A 22,611-nucleotide genomic window follows, 5' to 3' on the forward strand; every position below is an offset into this window, starting at 1 on the left:
CCCCTAGCCCTTCATCAGGTTGACGCCCTCAACCGAGATATCACCCCGGTTGCGGAAGTAGACGACGAGAATGGCCAGACCGACCGCCGCTTCCGCGGCCGCCACAGTCAGGACGAAAAGTGCGAAGACCTGCCCGGCGAGATCGCCGAGGAAGGCCGAGAAGGCCACCAGGTTGATGTTGACGGAGAGCAGGATGAGCTCGACCGACATCAACAGGATGATGACATTCTTGCGGTTCACGAAAATGCCGAAGACGCCAATGGTGAAGAGCACACCGGCGACGGCGAGATAATGTCCCAGTCCGACGTCCATCATTCCCCGATCCCCTGTCCCGGCTTGATATCATGCATGCTGATCGCGTCCTTGCGGTCACGACCAACCTGGGCGCTGACGCTCTGGCGACGCACACCCGGCTTGTGGCGCAGGGTCAGCACGATGGCGCCGATCATGGCGACCAAAAGCACAAGGCCCGCGGCCTGGAAGAAGTAGACATACTGGTCGTAGATCACGAGCCCGAGCGCTTCGACATTGGTCAGGCCTTCGGGCATGGCCGCGTCACGCAGCGCCATCGCCTGCTCGGAGGCCTGCCAGGTCATGCCGATCATGCCCAGCTCGACCGCGAGGATGATGGCGACCAGCCCGCCCAGCGGCAGATAGCTCAGGAAGCCTTGCTTCAGCTCGGTGAAGTCAACGTCCAGCATCATCACCACGAAGAGGAACAGCACCGCGACCGCGCCGACATAGACAACGATCAGCAGCATCGCCAGGAATTCGGCGCCGAGCAGCACGAAAAGCCCCGCCGCCGAGAAGAAGGCCAGGATCAGGAACAAGACTGACCGCACCGGGTTGCGCGCAATCACGACCATCAAGGCCGAAAAGATCGCCACTCCGGAAAAGGCCCAGAAAGCCAGGTTAGCGAGCATGGTGCCCTCGTCCTCTCAAATGCGTCCCAGACACGTCCACCGCATCAGCGGTAAGGCGCGTCAAGTTCCAGGTTCTTGGCAATTTCCCGTTCCCAGCGATCGCCGTTCTCGAGCAGTTTTGCCTTGTCGTAGAAAAGTTCTTCGCGGGTTTCGGCGGCGAACTCGAAATTCGGGCCTTCCACGATGGCATCGACCGGGCATGCTTCCTGGCAATAGCCACAATAGATGCACTTGGTCATGTCGATGTCGTAGCGCGTCGTGCGGCGCGATCCGTCAACCCGCGGCTCGGCCTCGATCGTGATCGCCTGAGCCGGGCAGATGGCTTCACAGAGCTTGCAGGCGATGCAGCGCTCCTCGCCATTGGCATAGCGGCGCAGGGCGTGCTGACCGCGGAAACGCGGGCTGAGCGGACCCTTCTCGAACGGGTAGTTAATCGTCGCTTTCTTGGCGAAGAAATACCGCATGCCCAGTCCGAAGGCGGACCAGAAATCCATCAGCAGCGCGCCGCGAAAGGCTTGTTGAATTCGGCCCATGACTTACCCCTGAGGTCCGTAAACGACGGAAGCACCGACCAGCGCCACCGCGACCAGGGAGATGGGCAGGAAGATCTTCCAGCCCAGCCGCATCAGCTGGTCGTAGCGGTAGCGCGGCACCAGGGCCTTCACCATCGCGAACATGAAGAAGAAGAAGACGATCTTGGCGGCGAACCAGAAGAAGTACCAGGCATGCGAGGCCAGGTAGGGCCAGCCGGACACGTCCAGTCCGAACGGATCATTCCAGCCACCGAAGAAGAGGATCGCCGTCATCGCGCACATCAGCACGATATTGAGATACTCGCCGACCATGAAGAGCAGGTAGGGCGTCGAGGAATACTCGACCTGGTAACCGGCGACGAGTTCGGACTCGGCTTCGGGAAGGTCGAAGGGCGGGCGGTTGGTCTCGGCCAGGGCGGAGATGAAGAACATCACCGTCATCGGGATCATGACCAGGAACATCGGCATCGGCCAGGCGTGGAAAGACAACACGTTCCAGTTCCAGAAGCCGCCGCCCTGCATCTCGATGATGGTGGACAGGTTCATCGAGCCGGCAAACAGCAGAACGGTCACGATGATGAAGCCGATCGAGACCTCGTAAGAGACCATCTGGGCGGCCGAGCGCAGCGCGCCGAGGAAGGGATATTTCGAGTTCGAGGCCCAGCCGCCAATGATGATGCCGTAAACACCCAGACTCGACATCGCGAACAGGTAGAGAATGCCGACATTGAGGTCGGCAATCACCCAGCCCGGCGCGGCCGGCACCACGGCCCAGGTCACGAAAGCGAGGATCAGCGTGATCAGCGGAGCCAGCAGGTAGAGTGTCCGATCCGCTCCGGCCGGGATCACGACTTCCTTGAAGACGAATTTGAAGAAGTCGGCGAAGGACTGCAGCAGGCCGAACGCGCCAACCACGTTCGGTCCCTTGCGCATCTGCACCGCCGCCCAGACCTTGCGGTCCATCAGCAGCAGGAAGGCCAGCGAGATCAGCAGGACAATCGCGAATGCCAGAATCTGGGCCACGGCCAATCCAAGCCCGCCCCAGACACCGAATTGTTCGATGAAATCCGTCATCGCTTACTCCGCAGCCATCTGGGCCGGACCGGACGCGAGGGCGGAGCATTCCGCCAGCGTCTTGGACGCCCGCACGATCGGGTTGGTGAAGTAGAAATTGCCCACAGCCGGGACAAAGTCCGTGGCCTCGACATCGCCGGCCGCACCGGCAGCCGATGCGTCATAACCCTCACCTGCGCCCGGTGCGTGATCGATTCCCGCCAGGACGGGAACATCGGCGAACAGTTTGTGACGCAGTTCGGTGAGGTTATTGTACGGCAAGGTCTTGCCGAGACGCTCGGACAGGGCGCGGAAGATGGCCCAGTTTTCCTTCGCCTCGCCCTTCGGGAAGGTCGCGCGATAGGCGAGCTGAACCCGGCCCTCGGTATTGGCGAAGATGCCGTCCTGTTCGGTCCAGGCGGCGCCCGGCAGGATGAGGTCGGCGCGGTGGGCACCGGCATCGCCATGGCTGCCGACATAAATCACGAAGGCGTCGCCGAACTTGTCCATGTCGAGCTCGTCGGCGCCCAGCAGGACGACGGTGTCGAGCGCGGTCGACTGCATGCCGGCCACATCATGCCCGCCCTCACCCGGCAGGAAGCCGAGATCAAGACCGGCGACCCGGCTGGCGGCCGTGTGCAGGATGGAGAGACCATTCCACTCGGCGCTGACAGCCCCGACGGCATCGGCCAGCTCGCCGGCTGCGCGCAGGACCTGGGCGCCATCGGCGCGGGTCAGGGCACCGGACCCGACGAGGATCAGGGGGCGCTTGGCGTCCTTCAGCGTCTTGATGAAGCCGGAGCGCTTCTTCTTGAGACCGGCAAGGACATCGGCGGACGTGCCGACATGCTCATACGGGTAGGTCAGGTCAACCGCTTCGCCAATCAGGCCGACCTGGGTATCATTGTGCAGCCAGGTTTTGCGAATGCGGGCGTTGATAATGGCCGCTTCGGTCCGCGGATTGGCACCGACGATGAGGATGGCATCGGCCTCCTCGATCCCGGCGATGGTCGCGTTGAAGAGATAATCCTCGCGCGCGCCGTTTCCGACCTTGGCACCATCCTGCCGACAATCGATGGAGGTCACGCCGAGTGCGTCGGCGAGATCCTTGGCGGCCTTCATTTCCTCGGCCGAGCAGAGATCACCCGCGATCATGCCGATCTTGCCGGCGTCGCCACCCAGCTTGTCAGCCGCGATGGTGAGCGCTTCCGACCAGTCAGCCGGACGCAGCTTGCCATTCTCGCGGACATAGGGCTTGTCGAGGCGCTGACGGCCCAGGCCTTCCCAGGCGTAGCGCGTCTTGTCGGAAATCCACTCCTCGTTCACACCCTCATGGATGCGCGGCAGGATACGCAGCACGGCAGCGCCACGGGCATCGACGCGGATGTTCGAGCCGACCGCATCCATCACATCAATGGTCTCGGTCTTCTTCAGCTCCCAAGGGCGGGCGTTAAAGGCGTAGGGCTTGGAGGTCAGCGCGCCGACCGGGCAGAGATCGATGACATTACCCGACAGCTCGGACGTCACGGCGCTTTCCAGATAGGTGGTAATCTCGGCATCCTCGCCGCGACCGATCATGCCGATCTCTGGCACGCCGGCGACTTCGGTGACGAAGCGAACGCAGCGCGTGCACTGGATGCAGCGCGTCATCTCGGTGGCGATGATCGGGCCCATCTCCTTGTCCTCGACCGCGCGCTTGTTCTCCGGGAAACGGGAACCGGTGCGGCCATAGACAAGCGACTGGTCCTGCAGGTCGCACTCACCGCCCTGGTCGCAGATCGGGCAATCGAGCGGGTGGTTGATGAGCAGGAACTCCATCACCCCTTCGCGGGCCTTCTTGACCATGGGCGACAGCGTATTCATCGCCGGCGGCTCGCCATTCGGTCCGCCGCGCATGTCACGCACATTCATCGCGCAGGAGGCAGCCGGTTTCGGCGCGCCGACCAGCTCGACCAGGCACATCCGGCAATTACCGGCGACCGACAGGCGCTCATGATAGCAAAAGCGCGGGATTTCCCGGCCTGCCGCTTCCGCCGCCTGCAACAGCGTATAGGAATTCGGAACCTCGATTTCCTCGCCGTCGATGATGATTTTGCGGAGATCTTCGCTCATTGGATGATGCCCCTACTCGGCCGCTACAGCTTGGCTGACAAAGACAGGCTTGCCGGCACGGTAATTGTTGATGCGGTCCTCGATCTCGGACCGGAAATGGCGGATCAGGCCCTGGACCGGCCAGGCGGCCGCGTCACCCAGGGCGCAGATCGTGTGACCTTCGACCTGGCCGGCGACGTCGAGCAGCATGTCGATCTCGGCGATCTCGCTCTCGCCGCGCGACATGCGCTCCAGCACGCGCCACATCCAGCCGGTGCCTTCGCGGCACGGCGTGCACTGGCCGCAGCTTTCGTGACGGTAGAAGTAGGAGATGCGGGCAATCGCCTTCACCACGTCGGTGGACTTGTCCATGACGATGACGGCAGCCGTGCCAAGACCCGACTTGTGCGCGGAGAGCGCGTCAAAATCCATCAGCACGTCGTCGCAAATGTCTTTCGGCAGGAGCGAGACCGACGAGCCGCCCGGAATGACCGCCTTGAGATTGTCCCAGCCACCGCGCACGCCGCCGGCATGGGTCTCGATGAGGGTCCGCATCGGGATCGACATCGCCTCTTCGACATTGCACGGATTGTTCACATGGCCGGAGATGGAGAAGATCTTGGTGCCGACATTGCGCTCGCGGCCGAAGCTGGCGAACCATTCGGCGCCGCGGCGCAGGATGGTGCCGGCAACGGCGATCGACTCGACATTATTGACCGTGGTCGGGCAGCCATAGAGGCCGGCATTGGCCGGGAATGGCGGCTTCAGGCGCGGTTGCCCCTTCTTGCCTTCCAGACTTTCCAGCAGGGCGGTCTCTTCACCGCAGATATAGGCGCCGGCTCCGTGGTGGATATAGACGTGGAAGGGCCAGCCATGGATGTTGTCATCACCGATCAGCTTGGCCTCATAGGCCTCCTTGACGGCTTTTTCCATCGCCAGGCGTTCGGTGACGTATTCGCCGCGCAGATAGATGTAGCAGGCGTGAGCCTGCATCGAGAATGAGGCGATCAGGCAGCCTTCGATGAGAAGGTGCGGATCGTGCCGCATGATCTCGCGGTCCTTGCAGGTGCCCGGCTCGGATTCGTCGGCATTGACGACGAGATAATGTGGGCGGGCGCCCACTTCCTTGGGCATGAAGGACCATTTCAGACCGGTCGGGAAACCGGCGCCGCCACGACCACGCAGGCCGGAGGCTTTCATCTGCTCGATGATCCAGTCACGGCCCTGTTCAAGGATTTCCTTGGTGCCGTTCCAGCAGCCGCGCTGCTTGGCACCTTCCAGATCCGGGCTGTGATGCCCGAACAGGTTGGTGAAGATCCGGTCCTTGTCCTGGAGGAGTTGCGTCGCCATGGATTAGCCCTCCGCCTTCGCCGACTTGCCCTTGGGGGCAGCGTTCGGCAGCTTGATCTTCTTGGCGCGCGACCCATCATAGAGCGACGCGTCGGTGAGCACCTTGGTGCCGTGCGGCTCGGACGCATTGCGGTCCGATTGCGGGCCATACTTGATCTTTTTGCCGGCGGCCAGATCGTCCATCAGGGCTTCCAGCTTCTCCGCATCGAGATCCTCGATGTAATGATCGCCATCGGCGTTGGCGAGCTGGAACATCGGGGCATTGGCGCAGGCGCCCATGCACTCGACCTCGACCCAGGTGAACTTGCCGTCGGCGGAAATCTCGTGCTGCTTGCCGATGCGCCTCTTGCAAACCTCGATCAGCGCGTCCGAACCGCGCAGCATGCAGGGCGTGGTGCCGCAGACCTGGATCAGGTGCTCACCCACCGGCTCGAGATTGAACATGGTGTAGAAGGTCGCGACTTCGTAGACGCGGATATAGGGCATCTCGAGGCGGGTCGCGATCTCGCGGATGGCGGGTTCACTGACCCAGCCATCCTGTTTCTGCGCAATCCACAGCATCGGGATGACCGCCGACGCCTTTTTGGCATCGGGGTATTTCGCGAGCCAGAACTTGATCTCGTCTTCGCTCTTCTTGTTGAAGGCAAAGCTCTCCGGCTGCTCTTTCGCGAGACGGCGAACGCTCATCGGTCGATCTCCCCGAACACGACATCCAGCGAGCCGATGATCGCGGATACGTCGGCCAGCATGTGGCCCTTGCTCATGTAATCCATCGCGGCGAGGTGGGCGAAGCCCGGGGCGCGGATCTTCACGCGGTACGGCTTGTTCGAGCCATCCGCGATCAGGTAGACGCCGAACTCGCCCTTCGGCGCCTCGACGGCCACATAGATCTCGCCTTCGTCGACATGGACGCCTTCGGTGTAAAGCTTGAAGTGCTGGATCAGGGCTTCCATCGAGCGCTTCATCTCGGCGCGGCGCGGCGGCGAGAACTTCGAGTCGGTGGCCAGCACCTCGCCCGCATTCTCTTCCTTCAGGAGCCAGTCACAGCACTGGATCATGATCTTCACGCTCTCGCGCATCTCTTCCATGCGGCAGAGATAGCGATCATAGCAATCGCCATTCTTGCCGATCGGAATATCGAACTTCAGCTCGTCATAGACTTCATAGGGCTGCGCGCGGCGCAGATCCCAGGCCATGCCGGACCCGCGCACCATCACGCCGGAGAAGCCCCAGGCGAGGGCGTCTTCCTTGCTGACAATGCCGATATCGACATTGCGCTGCTTGAAGATGCGGTTCTCGGTCAGTAGGCTGTCGATATCGTCGAGCTTGCCCGGGAACTGGTCACACCAGGCGCGGATATCCTCGACCAGCTTTGTCGGCAGGTCCTGGTGGACACCGCCGGGCCGGAAGTAATGGGCGTGCATGCGCGAGCCGGACGCCCGCTCATAGAAGACCATCAGCTTTTCGCGCTCTTCAAAGCCCCAGAGCGGCGGCGTCAGCGCGCCAACGTCCATGGCCTGGGTCGTTACATTCAGCAGGTGGCTGAGGAGACGGCCGATCTCGCAATAGAGCACGCGGACATACTGGCCGCGCTTGGGCACTTCAATGCCGCCCAGACGCTCGGCCGCGAGGCAGAAGGCGTGCTCCTGATTCATCGGCGCGACATAGTCGAGGCGATCGAAATAGCCGATGCCCTGGAGATAGGTCTTGTGCTCGAGAAGCTTCTCGGTGCCGCGGTGCAGGAGGCCGATATGCGGGTCAACGCGCTCGACGACCTCGCCATCCAGCTCCAGCACCAGGCGCAGCACGCCGTGCGCGGCCGGGTGTTGCGGACCGAAATTGATGGTGAAATTGCGTTCGGCCTTGCCGGTTTCGATCAGGTCGTCAGCCATGCTCAGCCACCCTTCTGGCCATCTTGGGCCTTCTCATCACCCGGGATGATGTATTTGGCACCTTCCCACGGGCTCATGAAATCAAAGTCGCGATATTCCTGGACCAGCTCGACCGGCTCGTAGACGACCCGCTTCTGCTCTTCATCCCAGCGCACCTCGACATAGCCGGTGAGCGGGAAGTCCTTGCGCAGCGGATGCCCCTCAAAGCCGTAATCGGTCAGCAGGCGACGCAGGTCCGGATGGTCGGCGAAGACGATGCCGTACATGTCGAAGGCTTCACGCTCGAACCAGTTGGCCACCGGATAGACCGGGATCACCGTCGGAACCGGCGTTTCCTCGTCGGTCGACAGCTTCACGCGGATGCGGTGATTCTGGTGCATCGACAGCAGGTGATAGACGACCTCAAAGCGCTCGGCACGCTCGGGATAATCGACGCCACAAATATCGATCAGCGTCGTGAAACGGCAGGCCGGCTCATCGCGCAGCCAGGTCAGCATGTCTTCAATCCGGTCGCGGTGGATCTCGATCGTCAGATCACCATTGGCAATCGACCAGCCGGTCACCGCGGCATCCTGGGCGTTGGCAATATGCTCGCCGAGAACCTTGAGGGCTTCGCTCATTTCCCGTTCTCTCCTAGCGCTCGATCGAGCCTTCGCGGCGGATCTTCTTCTGCAATTGCAGAATGCCGTAAACCAGAGCTTCCGCGGTCGGCGGGCAGCCCGGCACGTAGATATCCACCGGAACGATCCGGTCGCAGCCACGCACGACCGAGTACGAGTAGTGATAATAGCCGCCGCCATTGGCGCACGAGCCCATCGAGATGACGTAGCGCGGCTCCGGCATCTGGTCGTAGACTTTGCGCAGGGCCGGAGCCATCTTGTTGGTCAGGGTGCCGGCAACGATCATCACGTCCGACTGGCGCGGGGAGGCCCGCGGCGCAAAGCCGAAGCGTTCGACGTCGTAGCGCGGCATCGAGGCCTGCATCATTTCAACGGCGCAGCAGGCCAGGCCAAAGGTCATCCACATCAGCGAGCCGGTACGCGCCCAGGTGACCAGATCATCGGCCGCGGCGACCACGAATCCCTTGTCGGCCAGCGCATCGCTGACGCCGTCAAAGAACGGGTCGTGTTTCTTCGGGTCATAGCCGGGGACGGTTGCGCGTCCGGCCATGCCGGCATGAGGGGTGAGATCAGATGCCATTGTGGACTACTCCCAATCCAGCGCGCCTTTTTTCAGCTCGTAGACAAAGCCGATGGTCAGAATGCCGAGGAAGACCATCATCGACCAGAATTCGAACTGGCCGAGATGCTCGCGAAGGGTCACTGCCCACGGAAACAGGAAAGCGACCTCGAGATCGAAAATGATGAAGAGGATGGCGACGAGATAGAATCGCACGTCGAACTTCATGCGGGCGTCGTCGAAGGCGTTGAACCCGCACTCATAAGTCGAGACCTTCTCAGGGTCCGGCCGGGACGGCGCAATCACGAAAGCCGCCACCATGAAGCCGATGCCGATCGCTGCGGCGATGGCAAAGAAAATCAGGATGGGCAGGTATTCCAGAAGCAATGCGTTCATCGCCAAGCCTCGCCTTGAAGAGCGTCCGGTTGGGCGCGGGAGGTCGCGTATCGGCTGGCAGGACACGCATCGAAGCGAATCGCAAACGCCAATCGGACCCCCTGCCCGAGTTGGCGCGGAAGCTAGAGCGCAGTGCCGCCCGGAGCAAGGGCTAAAGACCGCCTGACATCAGTTGCCTGTCAGGCCATCCCGATACGCTCACCGCCAGTTGCGAACCGCTTTCAAGTGCAGCAGCGCAACGAAGCGGGCCGTTCCCGCCCCTAACGACGCAAGCCGAGCACCGAACGCCAGAAGTCGACCCGGAGAAAGGGCGATTGCGAGGAGAAGGCCCTGTCCGGAAAGACGTTCCAGGGCTTGTACCCCCAGCTCGCAACCAGCGCCCGAGCTTCAGCGCCGAAGCCCTCCGCCTGGGCGGCAGCGAGCGCAGCGCGGCGCGAGCACCAGGTAGATCGGGCAGCCCGGAACCGGGCCAGCGCTTCGCCGCTGAGACCGGTCGCAACCCGGACAGAATGCCGCAGCTCACGGAACTCGCCATACCGTGCCCGACTGTCCAGCACGAGCGTCAGGGTCCCCAGCAGCCACAACCCGATCCACCAGGCCGATCCATGGGCCAGGGCCGACACCGCGCAGATCGCGGCCAGCATCAGGGGCGGCCAGGTCGCCCGGACATACCAGTGGGCGCGGTGAAGCAAGGTGGGAGTGCGCGTCTGCATGCCAGTGATCCTGCCCATGCGAGCCGCCCGCGCCAGCGGGACTGGTCCCAACCGCATCCCCCATGCGGTTGAAATCTTCACCGGCCGGGCCACGTACTAGTACAAGCCAAAAGGGAGACAGATATGACCAAGCTGACGACCGATGAAGCTCGCCAAGCCAATAGTGGCAACCATGTCCGGTGGATACTGGGCGTCTCAATCGTCCTCGCCATCATCGCGCTCGCCCTCTCGCTCGGTTTCAGCCTGGGCTGACAGCCCACGGCGCCAACAAGCTGATCATCCGCTCTGCGGCTCTGCCGGAGAGCCCCGCCGATACTTGCGTCATGACCCGCGCCGTGGCTGCATGGCCACGCAACCGGAGTCCCGCGCATGCTTAACAACTATTACGGCGTTATCGGCTTCGCGCTGATTGCCTTCACCTTCTCCTGGCTCGTCGACCATAGCCCATTGGCCAAGCACACGCTGTCGCGCCGGATGGATGAACACCGCAAGCAGTGGATGATGAACATGGCGGGCCGGTCGGTTCGGATCATGGACAGCCAGATCATCGCCGGCCTCCAGAACGGGATCGCCTTCTTCGCCTCGACCGCCCTGCTCGGCATAGGCGCCGCTTTCACCCTCATCACCGCCCTCGACCCGGTCATGACGGCAGTCGCCGATGTCCCCTTCCTCGATACCACCTCGCGTATCCAGTGGGAGGTCATGGCGCTGGGCCTGCTGGTCATCTATGCCTACGCCTTCTTCAAGTTTGGCTGGGCCTACCGGCTGGTGAACTACTCGGCGATGCTGCTCGGTGCGACGCCGGACGTGGCACGCGACAATGATGCCAGCAGCGAGGCGCTGCGCGGCGCCTATCGCGCCGGTGCCATGAATGTTGTCGCCGGACGGCAATTCAATCGCGGGCTGCGCGCCCTCTTCCTGTCGATCGGGTATCTCGCCTGGATCGCTGGTCCCCTCGCCCAGATCGGTGTGACCCTGGTGGTGGCCGGGCTGTTGCTGTCGCGGCAGTTCTTCTCGCCCGCCCTGGCCGCGCTCGCGGCCGGCGATGATGCGATGGACGCCGTCTCGATGCCGGTCAAGACGGGGATTGCGACACCCGATCGGCCAGTTTGAGCGGAAAAAGCGCAAAAGCTGAACAATCCTGACCGGTTGAGGATTGCCGGGACGCTTCGAATGCGCTCAAACTCTTCCCGTTCTGACAAGGGGGAGCTCGCCATGAACATCGGATCAGCCATTCTCAATTCCGTCGAGAAGGCCGGCAACAAACTGCCGGACCCGGTAACGATCTTCCTCGTCCTGATCGGCGTGGTGATGCTGGCCTCGCTGGCGCTGTCCGGTCTCGGGACTTCCGTCGAGCATCCGATCACGGGCGATACCGTGTCCGTCGTCAATCTCCTGACCGGTTCCCAGTTGCAAGCCTTGCTGGTTGGCATGCCGGGCGTGCTGACCGGCTTCGCCCCGCTCGGCATGGTTCTGGTCGTGATGATCGGCGCCGGGATCGCCGAGAAAACTGGCCTGCTTTCAGCCGGACTTCGGGTCATGGTCGCAGACGTTCCCAAGTTCCTGCTCACGCCAGCCCTCGTCTTCGCCGGGGTGATGGGCAATTTGGCGGTTGATTCCGGCTATATCGTCATGGTGCCGCTGGGCGCGGTGGTCTTCATGGCCGCGGGCCGGCACCCGATCGCCGGGATCGCCGCCGTCTTCGCCGGCGTCTCGGCCGGCTTCTCGGCCAATCTCGTCGTCACCGCGCTGGAGCCGCTCCTGTTCGGGATTACCCAAGGTGCAGCCCAGACCATCCAGCCGGACTGGACCCTCAACAATCTGGACAATTACTACTTCACGATCGCCCTCACGCCGGTGCTCGTGCTCGTGGGCACGCTCATAAATAATTATGTCGTCGAGCCGCGCCTCGGTGAATGGCAACGACCTGCCGACTTTGCGGCACCGGAAGGTGACGGCTCGCTGAGCGCAAATGAAAAGAAGGGCCTGCTTTGGGCCGGCCTGTCGCTTCTCGCAATCGTCGCGATCGTTCTTTTTCTGACAATTCCGTCCGACGGTATCCTGCGCAGCCCGACCGGTGGGCTGGGCCCGTTCTTCCAGTCCATCGTCGCCATCCTGATGATCGCCTTTCTCGTGTCCGGCACGCTCTACGGAGTCGCGGTGGGGCGCGTGAAATCCGACAAGGACGTCGTCGAGCTGGGCACCAAGTCGATGGCCGACATGGGCGGCTACATCATTCTGGCCTTCGCCATGGCCCATTTCATCTCGCTGTTCGGCGCTTCTGAAATGGACACCGTACTGGCCATCTCGGGCGCTGAAGGCCTGCAGGCGCTGAACCTTCCGGCGCCGCTCCTGATAGTCGGCATGGTCCTGCTGGTCGCCGTCCTGAACCTGTTCATGGGCTCCGCCTCGGCGAAGTGGGCGCTGCTCGCGCCGGTCTTCGTGCCAATGCTGATGCTGCTCGGCATCTCCCCGGAAGGCACCACCCTCGCCTACCGCATGGGCGACCAGGCTACCAATATCATCACGCCGCTGATGCCGTACCTGCCGCTGATCCTGATCTTCTGTCAGCGCTATGTGCCCGAATTCGGGCTCGGCAGCCTGATCGCGGTGATGTTGCCCTACTCGGTGGCCATCCTGATGTCGTCGCTGGCGATGATCTTCGTATGGTTCGCCCTCGACCTGCCTCTGGGCCCCGGCGACGCGAGCTTCACCTATGAGGTACCGGCTGCTGTGAGCGCCCCGCCATCTGGCGGGTAGCGCCACGCTACCGGACGTGAACAAGCGCTATTAACACTGATATGGTGCTCTGCCGGTCCAGCAAAAGAGGGCCGTTTGGGCATGGCCAATAGCGAGTCGAAGTCAGCCTGTGACCTGTGCCGTAGCCGGGGTAACAACCGTTTTGCATCCGGCATCCGCATGGCGTTTCAGCCCATTGTGGATATCGAGGCCGGCCGGGTCTTCGCCCACGAAGCCCTTGTCCGAGGCGTAAAGGGCGAAGGGGCTGGTCATGTCCTGTCGCAGGTCACGGAAGAAAACCGCTACAATTTCGACCAGACATGCCGGGTGACCGCGATCGAAACTGCCAGCCGGATCAACGTTCCGACCTCGATCAGCATCAATTTCATGCCCAACGCCGTCTATGAGCCGGCCAACTGCATTCGGACGACACTGAGGGCTGCCGAGAAAACCGGCTTCCCGCTCGATCGCATCATCTTCGAGTTTACCGAAGGCGAGGACATGACCGGGTCCGACAAGCTCAACGGGATCATCGAGGAATACGCGCGGCACGGTCTGCGCACCGCCATCGACGATTTCGGAGCCGGCTATTCCGGCCTCAACAAGCTGGCGCATCTGACGCCTGACTACGTGAAGCTCGACATGGATCTCACCCGGGACCTCGACACCGATCCGAAGCGCCAGGCGATCGTTCGTCATGCCGCCCGGCTCTGCGAGGAGCTCGGCATCACGGTCATCGCCGAAGGGATCGAAACCGTCGGCGAGCTGAGCGCTGTGCGTGATGCCGGAGTTTCGCTGGTCCAGGGTTATCTGTTCAGCCAGCCGCGGCTGGAGACTTCTTCCGCGACAGCGAAATCCTGAAGGCCTTCCTTCCTGCCGGACATGAAAAAGCGCCGCAGGATGAGTGCGACGCTTCTTTCAGGGCAGCCGGTTAAGGCCTGGCGAGGATCAGGCACGCAGCGGTGCAGCAGACCCTGTGCGGGCACGCCTGCGGGGACGTTTCGACCCGCCGCCGTGACCGCCACCATTGCCACCCGCATTGCGGGCACCGGACTGGCCGCGGGCCTGGCCTTGCGGTCGCCCGCCACCATCGGCCGTGAACGGACGCTTCTTCCCGGAGGGACGCGACTGCTTCTTCTGCGACGCCGCCGGCGTGGCATTCTTCGCTTCGGCCAGGAACTTGGCTTCATCACCGACGAAGACGCGCTCGATATTGAGTCCGGTCAGACGTTCGATATCACGCAGATACTCGTACTCGCCCGGCTCGCACATCGAGACAGCAACGCCGGACTTGCCGGCCCGGGCCGTCCGGCCAATGCGGTGGACATAGGCTTCCGGGATATTCGGCAGGTCGTGATTGACGACATGCGACACGTCATCAACATCGATACCGCGCGCCGCAATGTCGGTCGCGACAAGGATTTTCACGGCGCCGGTCTTGAAGCCATCCAGCGCCTTGATGCGCTGGGCCTGGGACTTGTTGCCGTGGATGGCGGCTGACTTGAGGCCGTAATCGACCAGGTGGCGGTTGATCTTGTCGGCGCCGTGCTTGGTGCGCGAGAAGACGATGGCGCGCTCGACGGCGCGGTCGGACATCAGCTCGAGCAGGAGATCCTTCTTGGACTCCTTGGGCAGCAGCACCACGGACTGTTCGATCCGTTCGATCGGACGCGAGGCCGGCGCCACCGAGACCTGCTTCGGATCGTCCAGCATTTCATGCGCCAGGGCGCGGATCGGCTTCGGCATGGTCGCCGACAGCAGCGCGGTCTGACGCTTGGCCGGCAGATGGCCGACAATCTTGCGGATGGCCGGAAAGAAGCCGAGATCCAGCATCTGGTCGGCTTCGTCGAGGATCAGGGTCCGCGTCTCGTTGAGACGGATAGCGCCGGACTGCATCAGATCGAGCAGACGGCCCGGGGTTGCGACGAGCACGTCGACGCCCTTGGACAACGCGCGGATCTGCGGACCCGGCTTCACGCCACCGACGACCAGGGTCGTGGAAATGCGCATGTGGCGGCCATAGCCACGGACATTCTCGAGGATCTGGGCGGAGAGTTCGCGCGTCGGCGACAGGATCAGGGCGCGGCACGTCTTCGGCTGCGGCCGCTGATTCTCTTCGATGATGCGATTCAGGATGGGCAGAACGAAGGAAGCTGTCTTGCCGGTGCCCGTCTGGGCGATACCGAGGACGTCGCGGCCCTCGATCATTGCGGGGATCACTTCGCTCTGGATCGGGGTCGGGCTTTCATAGCCTTCATCGGTCAATGCGCGAAGAATGGGCTCGGCCAGGCCGAGATCAGTAAACTGGGTCAAATAACAAATCTTTCTTGGGAATCGGGCACGACGAAGCGCGCGACGCGATCCTTGGGGTTTTTCTTGCGGAAGCTTGCGTAGATCAGCTGCCAGTATCTGGCGCCGAACCTGGCGCCGCGGTGGCAATGATCAATACGGACCCGTTGGGGTCGACTGTCTCGCCAACGACACCCGTTCGCAACCAATGGGTTACCTACACGCGGTGTGCCGTGGGGACCGTGTCACACGTTTCGAGTGGGAAGGCAAATCATTTCGCGGCTGCAGCAAAGCGAAAGAATTGACAGGCCATGCCGATCCGCGCGAAAGTGAACACTGTTCACCGCGCCCGTTCAGGGCCGCCACCTGCCTGGAGCCACACATGGCCCGTACTGCCACGCCTGACGATCTAATCATCACGCCGCGGAACCGCAAATTCACGGACCACGCCTCCCGTCCGCGCTGGTGGCTGGGCGGCGACGCTTATGCGACCGCCTGGCACAATGCGCTGTCAATCACCTTCCCGGCCGGCGAGACCTTCTTCATTGAGAGTGTCCGTCGCTTCCAGAAGGACGTCCCCGCCCCGCTTGCCGCGCAGATCAAGGATTTCGTCCGCCAGGAAGCTTTCCACACCCGCGAGCACAACAGCTTCAACAAACGGGTGATCGATGACGGCTACGACGTCACGGACGCGATCAAACAGGTCGAGGACAGTCTGGCCGAGGCCCGCGAAGGCCATCCGGTGGCACAGCTCAGCATCACCGTCTCGCTGGAGCATTTCACCGCCATCTTCGCCCACCTTGCCCTGAAGGACCCATCCCTCTACGCGAACACGGACAGCGAATCGGCGCGGATGTGGCTGTGGCACGCGATCGAGGAGATCGAGCATAAGAGCGTCGCGTTCGATACCTATGCCCACATCATGCGCGATGTGAAACCGATCAAGCGCTGGGGCATTCGATGCGCCGTATTCGCCCGTGTCTCCAAGGATTTCGTGCTCAAGCGCTGGCGCGAAAGCCTTAACCTGCTGGCCCAGGACGGCATTACGGGTTTCAAGGCGCGGGCCGGTCTCGCCTGGTATCTCTGGGGGCGCCCGGGACTGCTGCGCCGGGTGCTGCTGCCCTGGCTGTCCTATTTCCAGCCCGGCTTTCACCCCTGGCAGATCGACGACCGGGACCTGATCGCCGGTGCCGAAGCCCAATATGATCTGGCCGAGCCGGTCGCCGCCGAGTGACGAAACCGGACTCGCGTCCACCGGACCCTGATCCGAAACGCAAACGGCCGCCCCGGGGGGCGGCCGTTTTTGCGTCTGACCATCTTTTCCGAACCGGAAAGGAATGGCGCGAGTGACGGGACTCGAACCCGCGACCTCCGGCGTGACAGGCCGGCGCTCTAACCAACTGAGCTACACCCGCAAAGGCGTCTCGCCGAAGCGAGGTGCGTTGTTTATGGGCAGAGCGCGGTCGGGTCAAGCGGGTTTCAGCACGCTTTGCAGAGGGAATGCAGATCGATTGCAGCGACGGCTCAAACGCGTGAAAAATGACGCCTTGCCCACGCCTCGGTCACGCGCAGGGTCGTCCGGATCAGATGTTCCAGATCTTCCGCACTGATGACGTAGGGCGGCATCAGATAAATGATGGTGTTGAAGGGGCGAACCCAGACCCCGGCATCCACGAAACTGGCCTTCAGGATCTCGAGCTCGGGCAGGCTCTCCATCTCGATCACCCCGATGGCGCCCTGCCAGCGCACATCGACAACGCCTGGCAGCGCCCGCGCCTCGGGCAGAAGCGCGGCGAACATGGCCTCGATGGCATGGACCTGGGCCAGACGCGGCTCCCGCTCGAACAGGTCGAGCGAGGCATTGGCCGCCGCACAGGCCGCAGGATTGCCCATATAGGTCGGGCCATGCATCAAAGCCCGGCCGGGATCCTCGCCCCAGAAGGTCTCGAACAGGCGGGTCGAGGCGATCGTCGCGGCCAGGGGCAGTGTGCCGCCGGTGAGCGCCTTGGAGACCGTCATGATGTCTGGTGTGACGCCGGCCTTCTCCGCCGCAAACAGCGTTCCCAGTCGGCCAAAGCCGGTCATGATCTCATCAAAGATCAGTGGCAGCCCGTGCTGGTCACTCAGATTGCGCAAGGCCTGCAGCGTTGCCGCATCATGAAAGCGCATGCCGCCCGCACCCTGAACCAGCGGCTCGACGACCACACCGGCCAGCGTGTCGGCCTGTTCGGACAGCAAGACGGCGAGACTGTCGATGCGGTCGGCATCGACCGGCAGGTCGGCGATCACCTGACGGGCGATCGCGCCGGCAAACAGGGCGTGCATGCCCTCCTCCGGGTCGCACACCGACATCGTCGCCAGCGTGTCGCCATGATAACCGCCGCGAAAGGCCAGAAAGCGGGTCCGGCCCCGTTCGCCGCGATTGATGAAGGACTGGACCGCGATCTTCATGGCGATCTCGACCGAGACCGATCCCGACTCACTGAAGAAGACATGGTTGAGATCGCCCGGTGCCAGGGCCGCCAGACGGGTAGCAAGGCGTTCGGCCGGGTCATGGGTCAGGCCACCGAGCATGACGTGCGGTACGGCGTCGAGCTGACGCTTGACCGCATCGATGATGTGGGGGTGCCGATAGCCGTGGCACACCGTCCACCAGGACGAGACGCCGTCGATCAGCTGGCGCCCGTCCGCCAGCGTCAGGCGCACGCCTTCTGCACTGACCACCGGCAGGGCCGGCGGTGTGGTCTTCATCTGCGCATAGGGTCGCCAGAGCGCGTGTTCGGTGGCCACGAAACCAGGCCCGTCTGTAGTCGGCATCATGAGGAGGCTTTAGCAGGCCCCCATTCTGTGCGACAGGCTTTGTATGACACCCGCCTGTGCTTCCCTTGAGCGTTTTGCAGCTGACAAGCTGGCCAAACTGGACCGGCGCCAGTTGCGGCGTCAGACCCATGAGACGCGCCCTCTGGGCGGCGCCTTGGTCGAGCGCGACGGACAACGCCTGGTCAATGCCTGCTCCAACGATTATCTGGGCCTCAGCCAACACCCCGTGGTGATTGAGGCCGCACGCGCCGCGACCGCCACCTATGGCGCGGGCTCCGGCGCCTCGCGGCTGGTCACGGGCGGCCATCCGCTCCTGTTCGAACTCGAATCGCGTCTGGCTCGTTTCAAGGGCAGCGAAGACTGCCTCGTCTTCGGGTCAGGCTATCTCACCAACCTCGCGGTCACGCCGGCGCTGGTCGGCCCCGGAGACCTGGTGCTCATTGACGCGCTCGCCCATGCCTGCCTGCATGCCGGTGCGCGCCTGTCCGGCGCCCGGGTCGAGATCTTTGGCCATAATGACATGGTCGATCTGGAAACCCGTCTGACCCGGCTCCGCGCTGACTGCCGCCACGCGATGATCCTGACTGACGGCGTGTTCTCGATGGATGGCGACCTGGCGCCGCTTCCGGCCCTGCTCGAGCTGGCCGCAAAATTCGATGCCTGGGCGCTGGTTGATGATGCGCACGGGGTCGGGATTCTTGGCGAGGGGCGCGGCACTGGTCACAGCTTCCAGCCTCCGGCCCTCGCCCCGCTGCAGATGGGAACCCTGTCCAAGGCGCTGGGAAGCTATGGAGGCTATCTGTGCGCCTCGCGCGCGGTGTGCGACCTGCTGCGCAGTCGCGCCCGCCCGCTTGTCTTCACGACGGCGCTGCCTCCGGCCAGCATCGCGGCCGCGCTTGCCGCACTCGACCTCATCGAAAGCGACACCGCCCTGCGCGAACGCCCGATGCAGCTGGCGCGCCGGTTCTGCGCCCGTCTCGGATTACCGACCCCGACATCTCCCATCATTCCGATCGTGCTGGGTCACGCAGACAGCGCGCTGGCCGCTTCGCGGGCGCTTCAGGAGGATGGCTTCCTCGTCGCTGCCATTCGCCCACCGACCGTGCCGGAGGGCACAGCGCGCCTGCGTATCACGATCAGCGCGGCACACAGCGAGGCGGACATGGACCGCCTGGCTGCCGCCCTTCAATCCATTCGCCAAACGACCGAGGCTGCCGAGTAATGCGACCGCTCTTTTTTACCGGAACCGGCACCGATATCGGCAAGACCCACATCCTGTGTGCCCTCATCCGCGCTTGGCGTGAGAGCGGTCGCACGATGCGGGTGCTCAAGCCGGTGATCTCGGGCTTCGACCCGTCCGCACTGAATGACACCGACACCATCCGGCTGATGCGGGCCAATGGCGAACCTCTGACCGGAGAAGGCGTACAGGCCGTCTCGCCCTGGCGTTTCAGGGCGCCGGTCTCGCCGGACTTCGCCGCGCGCAAGGAACGCCGTGAGCTGGTTTTGGACCAGGTCGTCGGCTGGTGCCTCGATCATATCGATCGCGAGATGCCGACCGTGATCGAAGGCGCGGGTGGTGTGATGTCACCGATCGCCAGTGACGGTCTGAACCTCGATCTGATCCGCGAACTGGATGCGCACCCGGTCGTGGTGGCAGGCAGCTATCTCGGGACCATCTCGCACACGCTGACAGCCCTTCGGGCACTGGACGGCCGCTGTACCGTGATCCTCAACGATCACCCGCGCAGCGACACACCCATCACCGAAACCGCCCGCACCATTGCCCGGTTTGCGCCGCGCGCCGATGTGCGAATTTTTGACGAGACCGGACCGGCAGCGCTAATCGACCTGTTCGAGCGCGCCACCGAGACCCAGCTCGACTAGCGCCCCCATCGGGCGCGCCAGCCCCGCTCATCGACATGTACAAAGGCGCCGTGATGCGCGTTCGGTGCATATTCGCCGAGCCCGCCGGGTTGCCAGTCCTGGTCCTCTGCCGCCGCAAGCGCCTCGACCAGGTCGAACAGGGCCGCCGCGTCCCGGCGATCAAGGACGCCGTCACCATTGAGGTCATCCATCACGCCATCACCATCGGTGTCGATGAAGATGTCTGCGGCGCCGCCATAGATGTGGCGCGAATTCTCGCCATTGCCGAGACCGGCATTGTAGGCCGGGGTCCGATAGCCGCTCATGACGGTGAAACTGTCCGTCCGCCAACCGCGCGCATTACTGGCCTCCAGAATGCGTTCAAGCTTCAGGATCAGGCGTTCGGACAGGACCAGATAGCGCGCCTCCCCCTCACCCTCCTGCTTGCACAGGAACTGGCCCAGACGGAAGTGCGGCGAGACCGCGAGGTCTTCGAGACCCGGCATGAACTCGATGAAGCTGTCCGGTGCCCGGTAGGCCTCCTCGCCGCGATAGGGTTGCTGCGGGTATTGTCCGATGGCAAAGCCATTGATGCTGTCCCCGCTATCGGCCTCGACGCGGCGCATGACAACGAGGTTGAGCTGCATCTCGTCGCCGGCCGCCGAGCGGAGCGTGACGGTGGTCAGGCTGGGTTCGTCCGGCGCCGTCCAGCGCAGATCATCCGTCGCCGCCTGTTCGCCATGCACATCAATCCAGCTCAACGCCTCGGACGCATGAAGGGCGAGCGTCTCGCCCGGCGCAAAGAACAGCGCAAAGACCGACAGGCCGATGTCCAGCCCGTCACCGGTGGTCAGGTTGAAGGCGGCATGGCCAGGGTCAAACGCGGGCGGGCTTGCCACGATGGGCCGCTCCACCGGGAGCGGGTTTACAGCATCGACCGTTGCCGGTGACGATACGAGGAGCAGTCCGGTCAGACCGACTCCGAAAAGGGTTGCGCTCAAGCACGCTACTCCAAGGGCGGCGGAGCCATCTCCATTGCCGCGATCAAATTCCCGTCCCGCTCATATATGTCGTCCACGAAGCGGACGCCAGTCGTCTCATCGGGGACAGCGGTGAAATAAAGTATGTGTACCGGTACCGAACGTGCGAGCTGGACACGGGTCTCATTATCGGTCGCGGCGACCTGGCTGAGCCGCGCCGGGGTCCAGTCCGGGGTCTCCTGCAGCACCCATTGCGCCAAGGCCAGCGGGTCAGCGACCCGCACGCAGCCCGACGAGAAATCCCGGCGCGTCTGCGCGAACAGACCGCGGGTCGGCGTATCATGCAGATAGACATTGTGCGGGTTGGGAAACATGAACTTGATTTCGCCCAGCGCGTTCAGCGGCCCCGGCGCCTGACGCAGCCGGTAAGGAAAGCCGCTGGCCGGCGTTTCCGCCCAGTTGATCGTCGCCGGGTCGACGATTGCGCCCGAGCGATCAATAACCTGAAAGCCGAGACGTTCCACGGCAGAGGGGTCTGCCCGGAAGGCGGGAAGCTTGTCCCGGACGGCAAGGCTGGGCGGCGTCTCCCACCAAGGATTGACCACCAGATAGGACATGCTGCCGGTAAAGACCGGCGTGCGCCGGAAAAGCCGCCCCACAATCACATCATGGCGCCGCTCCACCACGCCATCGGCGCGCGCCTCCAGGCTGAAATCGGCGATATTCACGCGGATATGGCGGCGCCCCATGTCCTCGGGCAACCAGCGCCACCGCTCCAGGTTTGCTTCAAGCTGGTCAACCCGGTCGGCAGCGGTCAGATTCAGCTGGATTAGCGAGCGCGCGCCGACCACCCCGTCGGAATCGAGCGAAGCCCGACGCTGGAAGAGCCGGACAGCAGCCTCCAGGGCGTCATCGTAGACCTCGATGTCCTGTCCCTCTTCCGCAGGCGCCACATCACCGGTAGCGACAAGACGGGCTCGCAACTGGGCAATCCGCGGACCACGCTCGCCAGGCCGCAGGGTCGGGCCGGCGTCGATTTGCGGCCAGCCCCCGGCCTCCGCAAGCTCGCGATAATGGGCAAGCGCTCCCTGTAGCGCGGCATAGCCCGGCTGGGCCGGGGCCAGCGCCTCGAGGCTCTCCTCGATCGCCCCACTCGACAAGGCGCCCTGGAGGTAGGCAGCGAGATCACGGCCGCGCCGCGCCGCGGTCCAGTCCGGCTCGATGGCGACCGGATCGAGCCGCCCCGACAGGAGATGTGCCGCAAGGGTGAGGTAGGCATCTGTCGCAAGCTCATCGGCCTGCTGGTCGGCCATCCGGGGATCAATCGCTTCCAGCGCCGCCAGGTGATAGTCGGCAGGGTCGAGACCATGCGCAGCGGCGCCCCTCACTGCCTCCCGCAAGGCCTCGAAGAGCGGCGCATTCACGGGTCCAGTCCAAGCTGGCTGACCCTCACGGCCCGCATAAAAGCGCTCCGCTGTCTCGCAGGCGCGGCAATCGGCAAGGATGGTTGCCGAGGCGATCGGCATCGTGGCGACAGCCAATGCCGCGAAGGCGGTGCTCACGAGTATGCGGCGCATGGGAGGCTCCAATCCACTGAACACAAGCCTAGGACGCCGTGCCTCTTAGAACTACCGAATTAATGGATGCCGTTTATCGCGCCGCGATGGCGACCCGGCTGTCAGCCGGTATGGTGGGCGGTGAGGGGCTCGAACCCCCGACCCTCTCGGTGTAAACGAGATGCTCTCCCAGCTGAGCTAACCGCCCGGATACCGGCGCCCGTCTGACGG

The 22,611-nt window shown here is 63.5% G+C and carries 23 protein-coding genes and 2 tRNA genes; 7 read left to right on the forward strand and 18 right to left on the reverse strand.

Annotation, left to right across the window (positions count from 1 at the left end; all coding sequences use genetic code 11):
* Positions 1 to 3: 3 nt before the first annotated feature.
* The 12 genes from nuoK to AAA969_RS07335 form a co-directional block, all read right to left on the reverse strand.
* Positions 4 to 312, reverse strand: coding sequence for an NADH-quinone oxidoreductase subunit NuoK (gene nuoK, locus AAA969_RS07280; RefSeq protein ID WP_121210232.1), 309 nt, complete (start codon positions 310 to 312; stop codon positions 4 to 6).
* Positions 312 to 923 carry an NADH-quinone oxidoreductase subunit J gene (locus tag AAA969_RS07285; RefSeq protein ID WP_338245135.1) on the reverse strand — a complete coding sequence of 204 codons (612 nt, stop codon included), beginning with the start codon at positions 921 to 923 and terminating at the stop codon, positions 312 to 314. Before AAA969_RS07285 ends, nuoK begins: the two co-directional genes overlap by 1 nt.
* Before the next feature lie 44 nt (positions 924 to 967).
* Entirely contained in the window at positions 968 to 1,456 is a 489-nt protein-coding gene (gene nuoI / locus AAA969_RS07290; RefSeq protein WP_338245136.1) for an NADH-quinone oxidoreductase subunit NuoI, read from the reverse strand.
* Positions 1,457 to 1,459: 3 nt separating this feature from the next.
* The gene (gene nuoH, locus AAA969_RS07295; protein ID WP_338245139.1) at positions 1,460 to 2,530 is read right to left on the reverse strand and encodes an NADH-quinone oxidoreductase subunit NuoH; all 1,071 of its coding nucleotides are present in this window, start codon (positions 2,528 to 2,530) and stop codon (positions 1,460 to 1,462) included.
* Between the two features lie 3 nt (positions 2,531 to 2,533).
* Positions 2,534 to 4,621, reverse strand: a complete 2,088-nt coding sequence (gene nuoG, locus AAA969_RS07300; protein ID WP_338245141.1) for an NADH-quinone oxidoreductase subunit NuoG — start codon at positions 4,619 to 4,621, stop codon at positions 2,534 to 2,536.
* 12 nt (positions 4,622 to 4,633) lie between these two features.
* Positions 4,634 to 5,950, reverse strand: coding sequence for an NADH-quinone oxidoreductase subunit NuoF (gene nuoF, locus AAA969_RS07305; RefSeq protein ID WP_338245143.1), 1,317 nt, complete (start codon positions 5,948 to 5,950; stop codon positions 4,634 to 4,636).
* A 3-nt stretch (positions 5,951 to 5,953) separates the two neighbouring features.
* Positions 5,954 to 6,637, reverse strand: coding sequence for an NADH-quinone oxidoreductase subunit NuoE (gene nuoE / locus AAA969_RS07310; RefSeq protein WP_338245145.1), 684 nt, complete (start codon positions 6,635 to 6,637; stop codon positions 5,954 to 5,956).
* Positions 6,634 to 7,842: an NADH-quinone oxidoreductase subunit D gene (locus AAA969_RS07315; RefSeq protein WP_338245147.1), complete on the reverse strand. Its 1,209-nt coding sequence runs from the start codon at positions 7,840 to 7,842 to the stop codon at positions 6,634 to 6,636. Before AAA969_RS07315 ends, nuoE begins: the two co-directional genes overlap by 4 nt.
* Before the next feature lie 2 nt (positions 7,843 to 7,844).
* A complete protein-coding gene (locus tag AAA969_RS07320) occupies positions 7,845 to 8,462 on the reverse strand; it encodes an NADH-quinone oxidoreductase subunit C (protein WP_338245150.1) in 618 nt (205 codons plus the stop codon).
* Positions 8,463 to 8,475: 13 nt separating this feature from the next.
* Complete coding sequence (locus AAA969_RS07325) at positions 8,476 to 9,042, reverse strand: NuoB/complex I 20 kDa subunit family protein (protein ID WP_011643295.1); 567 nt, start codon at positions 9,040 to 9,042, stop codon at positions 8,476 to 8,478.
* A 6-nt stretch (positions 9,043 to 9,048) separates the two neighbouring features.
* Complete coding sequence (locus AAA969_RS07330; RefSeq protein WP_338245154.1) at positions 9,049 to 9,417, reverse strand: NADH-quinone oxidoreductase subunit A; 369 nt, start codon at positions 9,415 to 9,417, stop codon at positions 9,049 to 9,051.
* A gap of 260 nt (positions 9,418 to 9,677) precedes the next feature.
* Positions 9,678 to 10,130, reverse strand: a complete 453-nt coding sequence (locus tag AAA969_RS07335) for a hypothetical protein (RefSeq protein WP_338245157.1) — start codon at positions 10,128 to 10,130, stop codon at positions 9,678 to 9,680.
* Between the two features lie 123 nt (positions 10,131 to 10,253).
* Between AAA969_RS07335 and AAA969_RS07340 the strand changes: the two genes are divergently transcribed.
* The 4 genes from AAA969_RS07340 to AAA969_RS07355 all read left to right on the forward strand — a co-directional run bounded on the left by AAA969_RS07340 (position 10,254) and on the right by AAA969_RS07355 (position 13,730).
* Positions 10,254 to 10,382, forward strand: a complete 129-nt coding sequence (locus AAA969_RS07340; protein WP_338245159.1) for a hypothetical protein — start codon at positions 10,254 to 10,256, stop codon at positions 10,380 to 10,382.
* A 117-nt stretch (positions 10,383 to 10,499) separates the two neighbouring features.
* Positions 10,500 to 11,243 carry a DUF599 domain-containing protein gene (locus AAA969_RS07345; RefSeq protein WP_338245161.1) on the forward strand — a complete coding sequence of 248 codons (744 nt, stop codon included), beginning with the start codon at positions 10,500 to 10,502 and terminating at the stop codon, positions 11,241 to 11,243.
* 102 nt (positions 11,244 to 11,345) lie between these two features.
* Positions 11,346 to 12,890 carry an AbgT family transporter gene (locus AAA969_RS07350; RefSeq protein ID WP_338245164.1) on the forward strand — a complete coding sequence of 515 codons (1,545 nt, stop codon included), beginning with the start codon at positions 11,346 to 11,348 and terminating at the stop codon, positions 12,888 to 12,890.
* Between the two features lie 81 nt (positions 12,891 to 12,971).
* A complete protein-coding gene (locus tag AAA969_RS07355; RefSeq protein ID WP_338245166.1) occupies positions 12,972 to 13,730 on the forward strand; it encodes an EAL domain-containing protein in 759 nt (252 codons plus the stop codon).
* 87 nt (positions 13,731 to 13,817) lie between these two features.
* On the opposite strand, the gene AAA969_RS07360 is transcribed toward AAA969_RS07355, so the two are convergent.
* Positions 13,818 to 15,182, reverse strand: coding sequence for a DEAD/DEAH box helicase (locus tag AAA969_RS07360; RefSeq protein WP_338245168.1), 1,365 nt, complete (start codon positions 15,180 to 15,182; stop codon positions 13,818 to 13,820).
* A gap of 358 nt (positions 15,183 to 15,540) precedes the next feature.
* On the opposite strand from AAA969_RS07360, the gene AAA969_RS07365 reads away from it, so the two are divergent.
* A complete protein-coding gene (locus tag AAA969_RS07365; RefSeq protein WP_338245170.1) occupies positions 15,541 to 16,392 on the forward strand; it encodes a metal-dependent hydrolase in 852 nt (283 codons plus the stop codon).
* A gap of 104 nt (positions 16,393 to 16,496) precedes the next feature.
* Here AAA969_RS07365 and AAA969_RS07370 read toward each other — a convergent pair.
* Positions 16,497 to 16,573: transfer RNA gene (locus AAA969_RS07370), tRNA-Asp, on the reverse strand.
* Between the two features lie 109 nt (positions 16,574 to 16,682).
* A complete protein-coding gene (locus AAA969_RS07375; protein WP_338245172.1) occupies positions 16,683 to 17,978 on the reverse strand; it encodes an adenosylmethionine--8-amino-7-oxononanoate transaminase in 1,296 nt (431 codons plus the stop codon).
* Positions 17,979 to 18,021: 43 nt separating this feature from the next.
* Between AAA969_RS07375 and bioF the strand changes: the two genes are divergently transcribed.
* Together bioF and bioD are read left to right on the forward strand one after the other, a co-directional pair.
* On the forward strand, positions 18,022 to 19,200 hold the full coding sequence (gene bioF / locus AAA969_RS07380; protein ID WP_338245174.1) for an 8-amino-7-oxononanoate synthase: 1,179 nt from the start codon (positions 18,022 to 18,024) through the stop codon (positions 19,198 to 19,200).
* Positions 19,200 to 19,865 (forward strand): dethiobiotin synthase, encoded by a 666-nt coding sequence (gene bioD, locus AAA969_RS07385; RefSeq protein WP_338245176.1) that lies wholly within the window; start codon positions 19,200 to 19,202, stop codon positions 19,863 to 19,865. Before bioF ends, bioD begins: the two co-directional genes overlap by 1 nt.
* Here bioD and AAA969_RS07390 read toward each other — a convergent pair.
* The 3 genes from AAA969_RS07390 to AAA969_RS07400 form a co-directional block, all read right to left on the reverse strand.
* Positions 19,862 to 20,845 (reverse strand): D-Ala-D-Ala carboxypeptidase family metallohydrolase, encoded by a 984-nt coding sequence (locus AAA969_RS07390; protein ID WP_338245178.1) that lies wholly within the window; start codon positions 20,843 to 20,845, stop codon positions 19,862 to 19,864. The genes bioD and AAA969_RS07390 overlap by 4 nt on opposite strands.
* Before the next feature lie 5 nt (positions 20,846 to 20,850).
* Positions 20,851 to 22,401, reverse strand: coding sequence for a L,D-transpeptidase family protein (locus tag AAA969_RS07395; protein WP_338245180.1), 1,551 nt, complete (start codon positions 22,399 to 22,401; stop codon positions 20,851 to 20,853).
* 111 nt (positions 22,402 to 22,512) lie between these two features.
* Positions 22,513 to 22,588 (reverse strand) — tRNA-Val (locus AAA969_RS07400).
* Between the last annotated feature and the right edge of the window lie 23 nt (positions 22,589 to 22,611).

This window comes from Maricaulis maris (assembly GCF_036322705.1).
GTDB lineage: Bacteria > Pseudomonadota > Alphaproteobacteria > Caulobacterales > Maricaulaceae > Maricaulis > Maricaulis maris_B.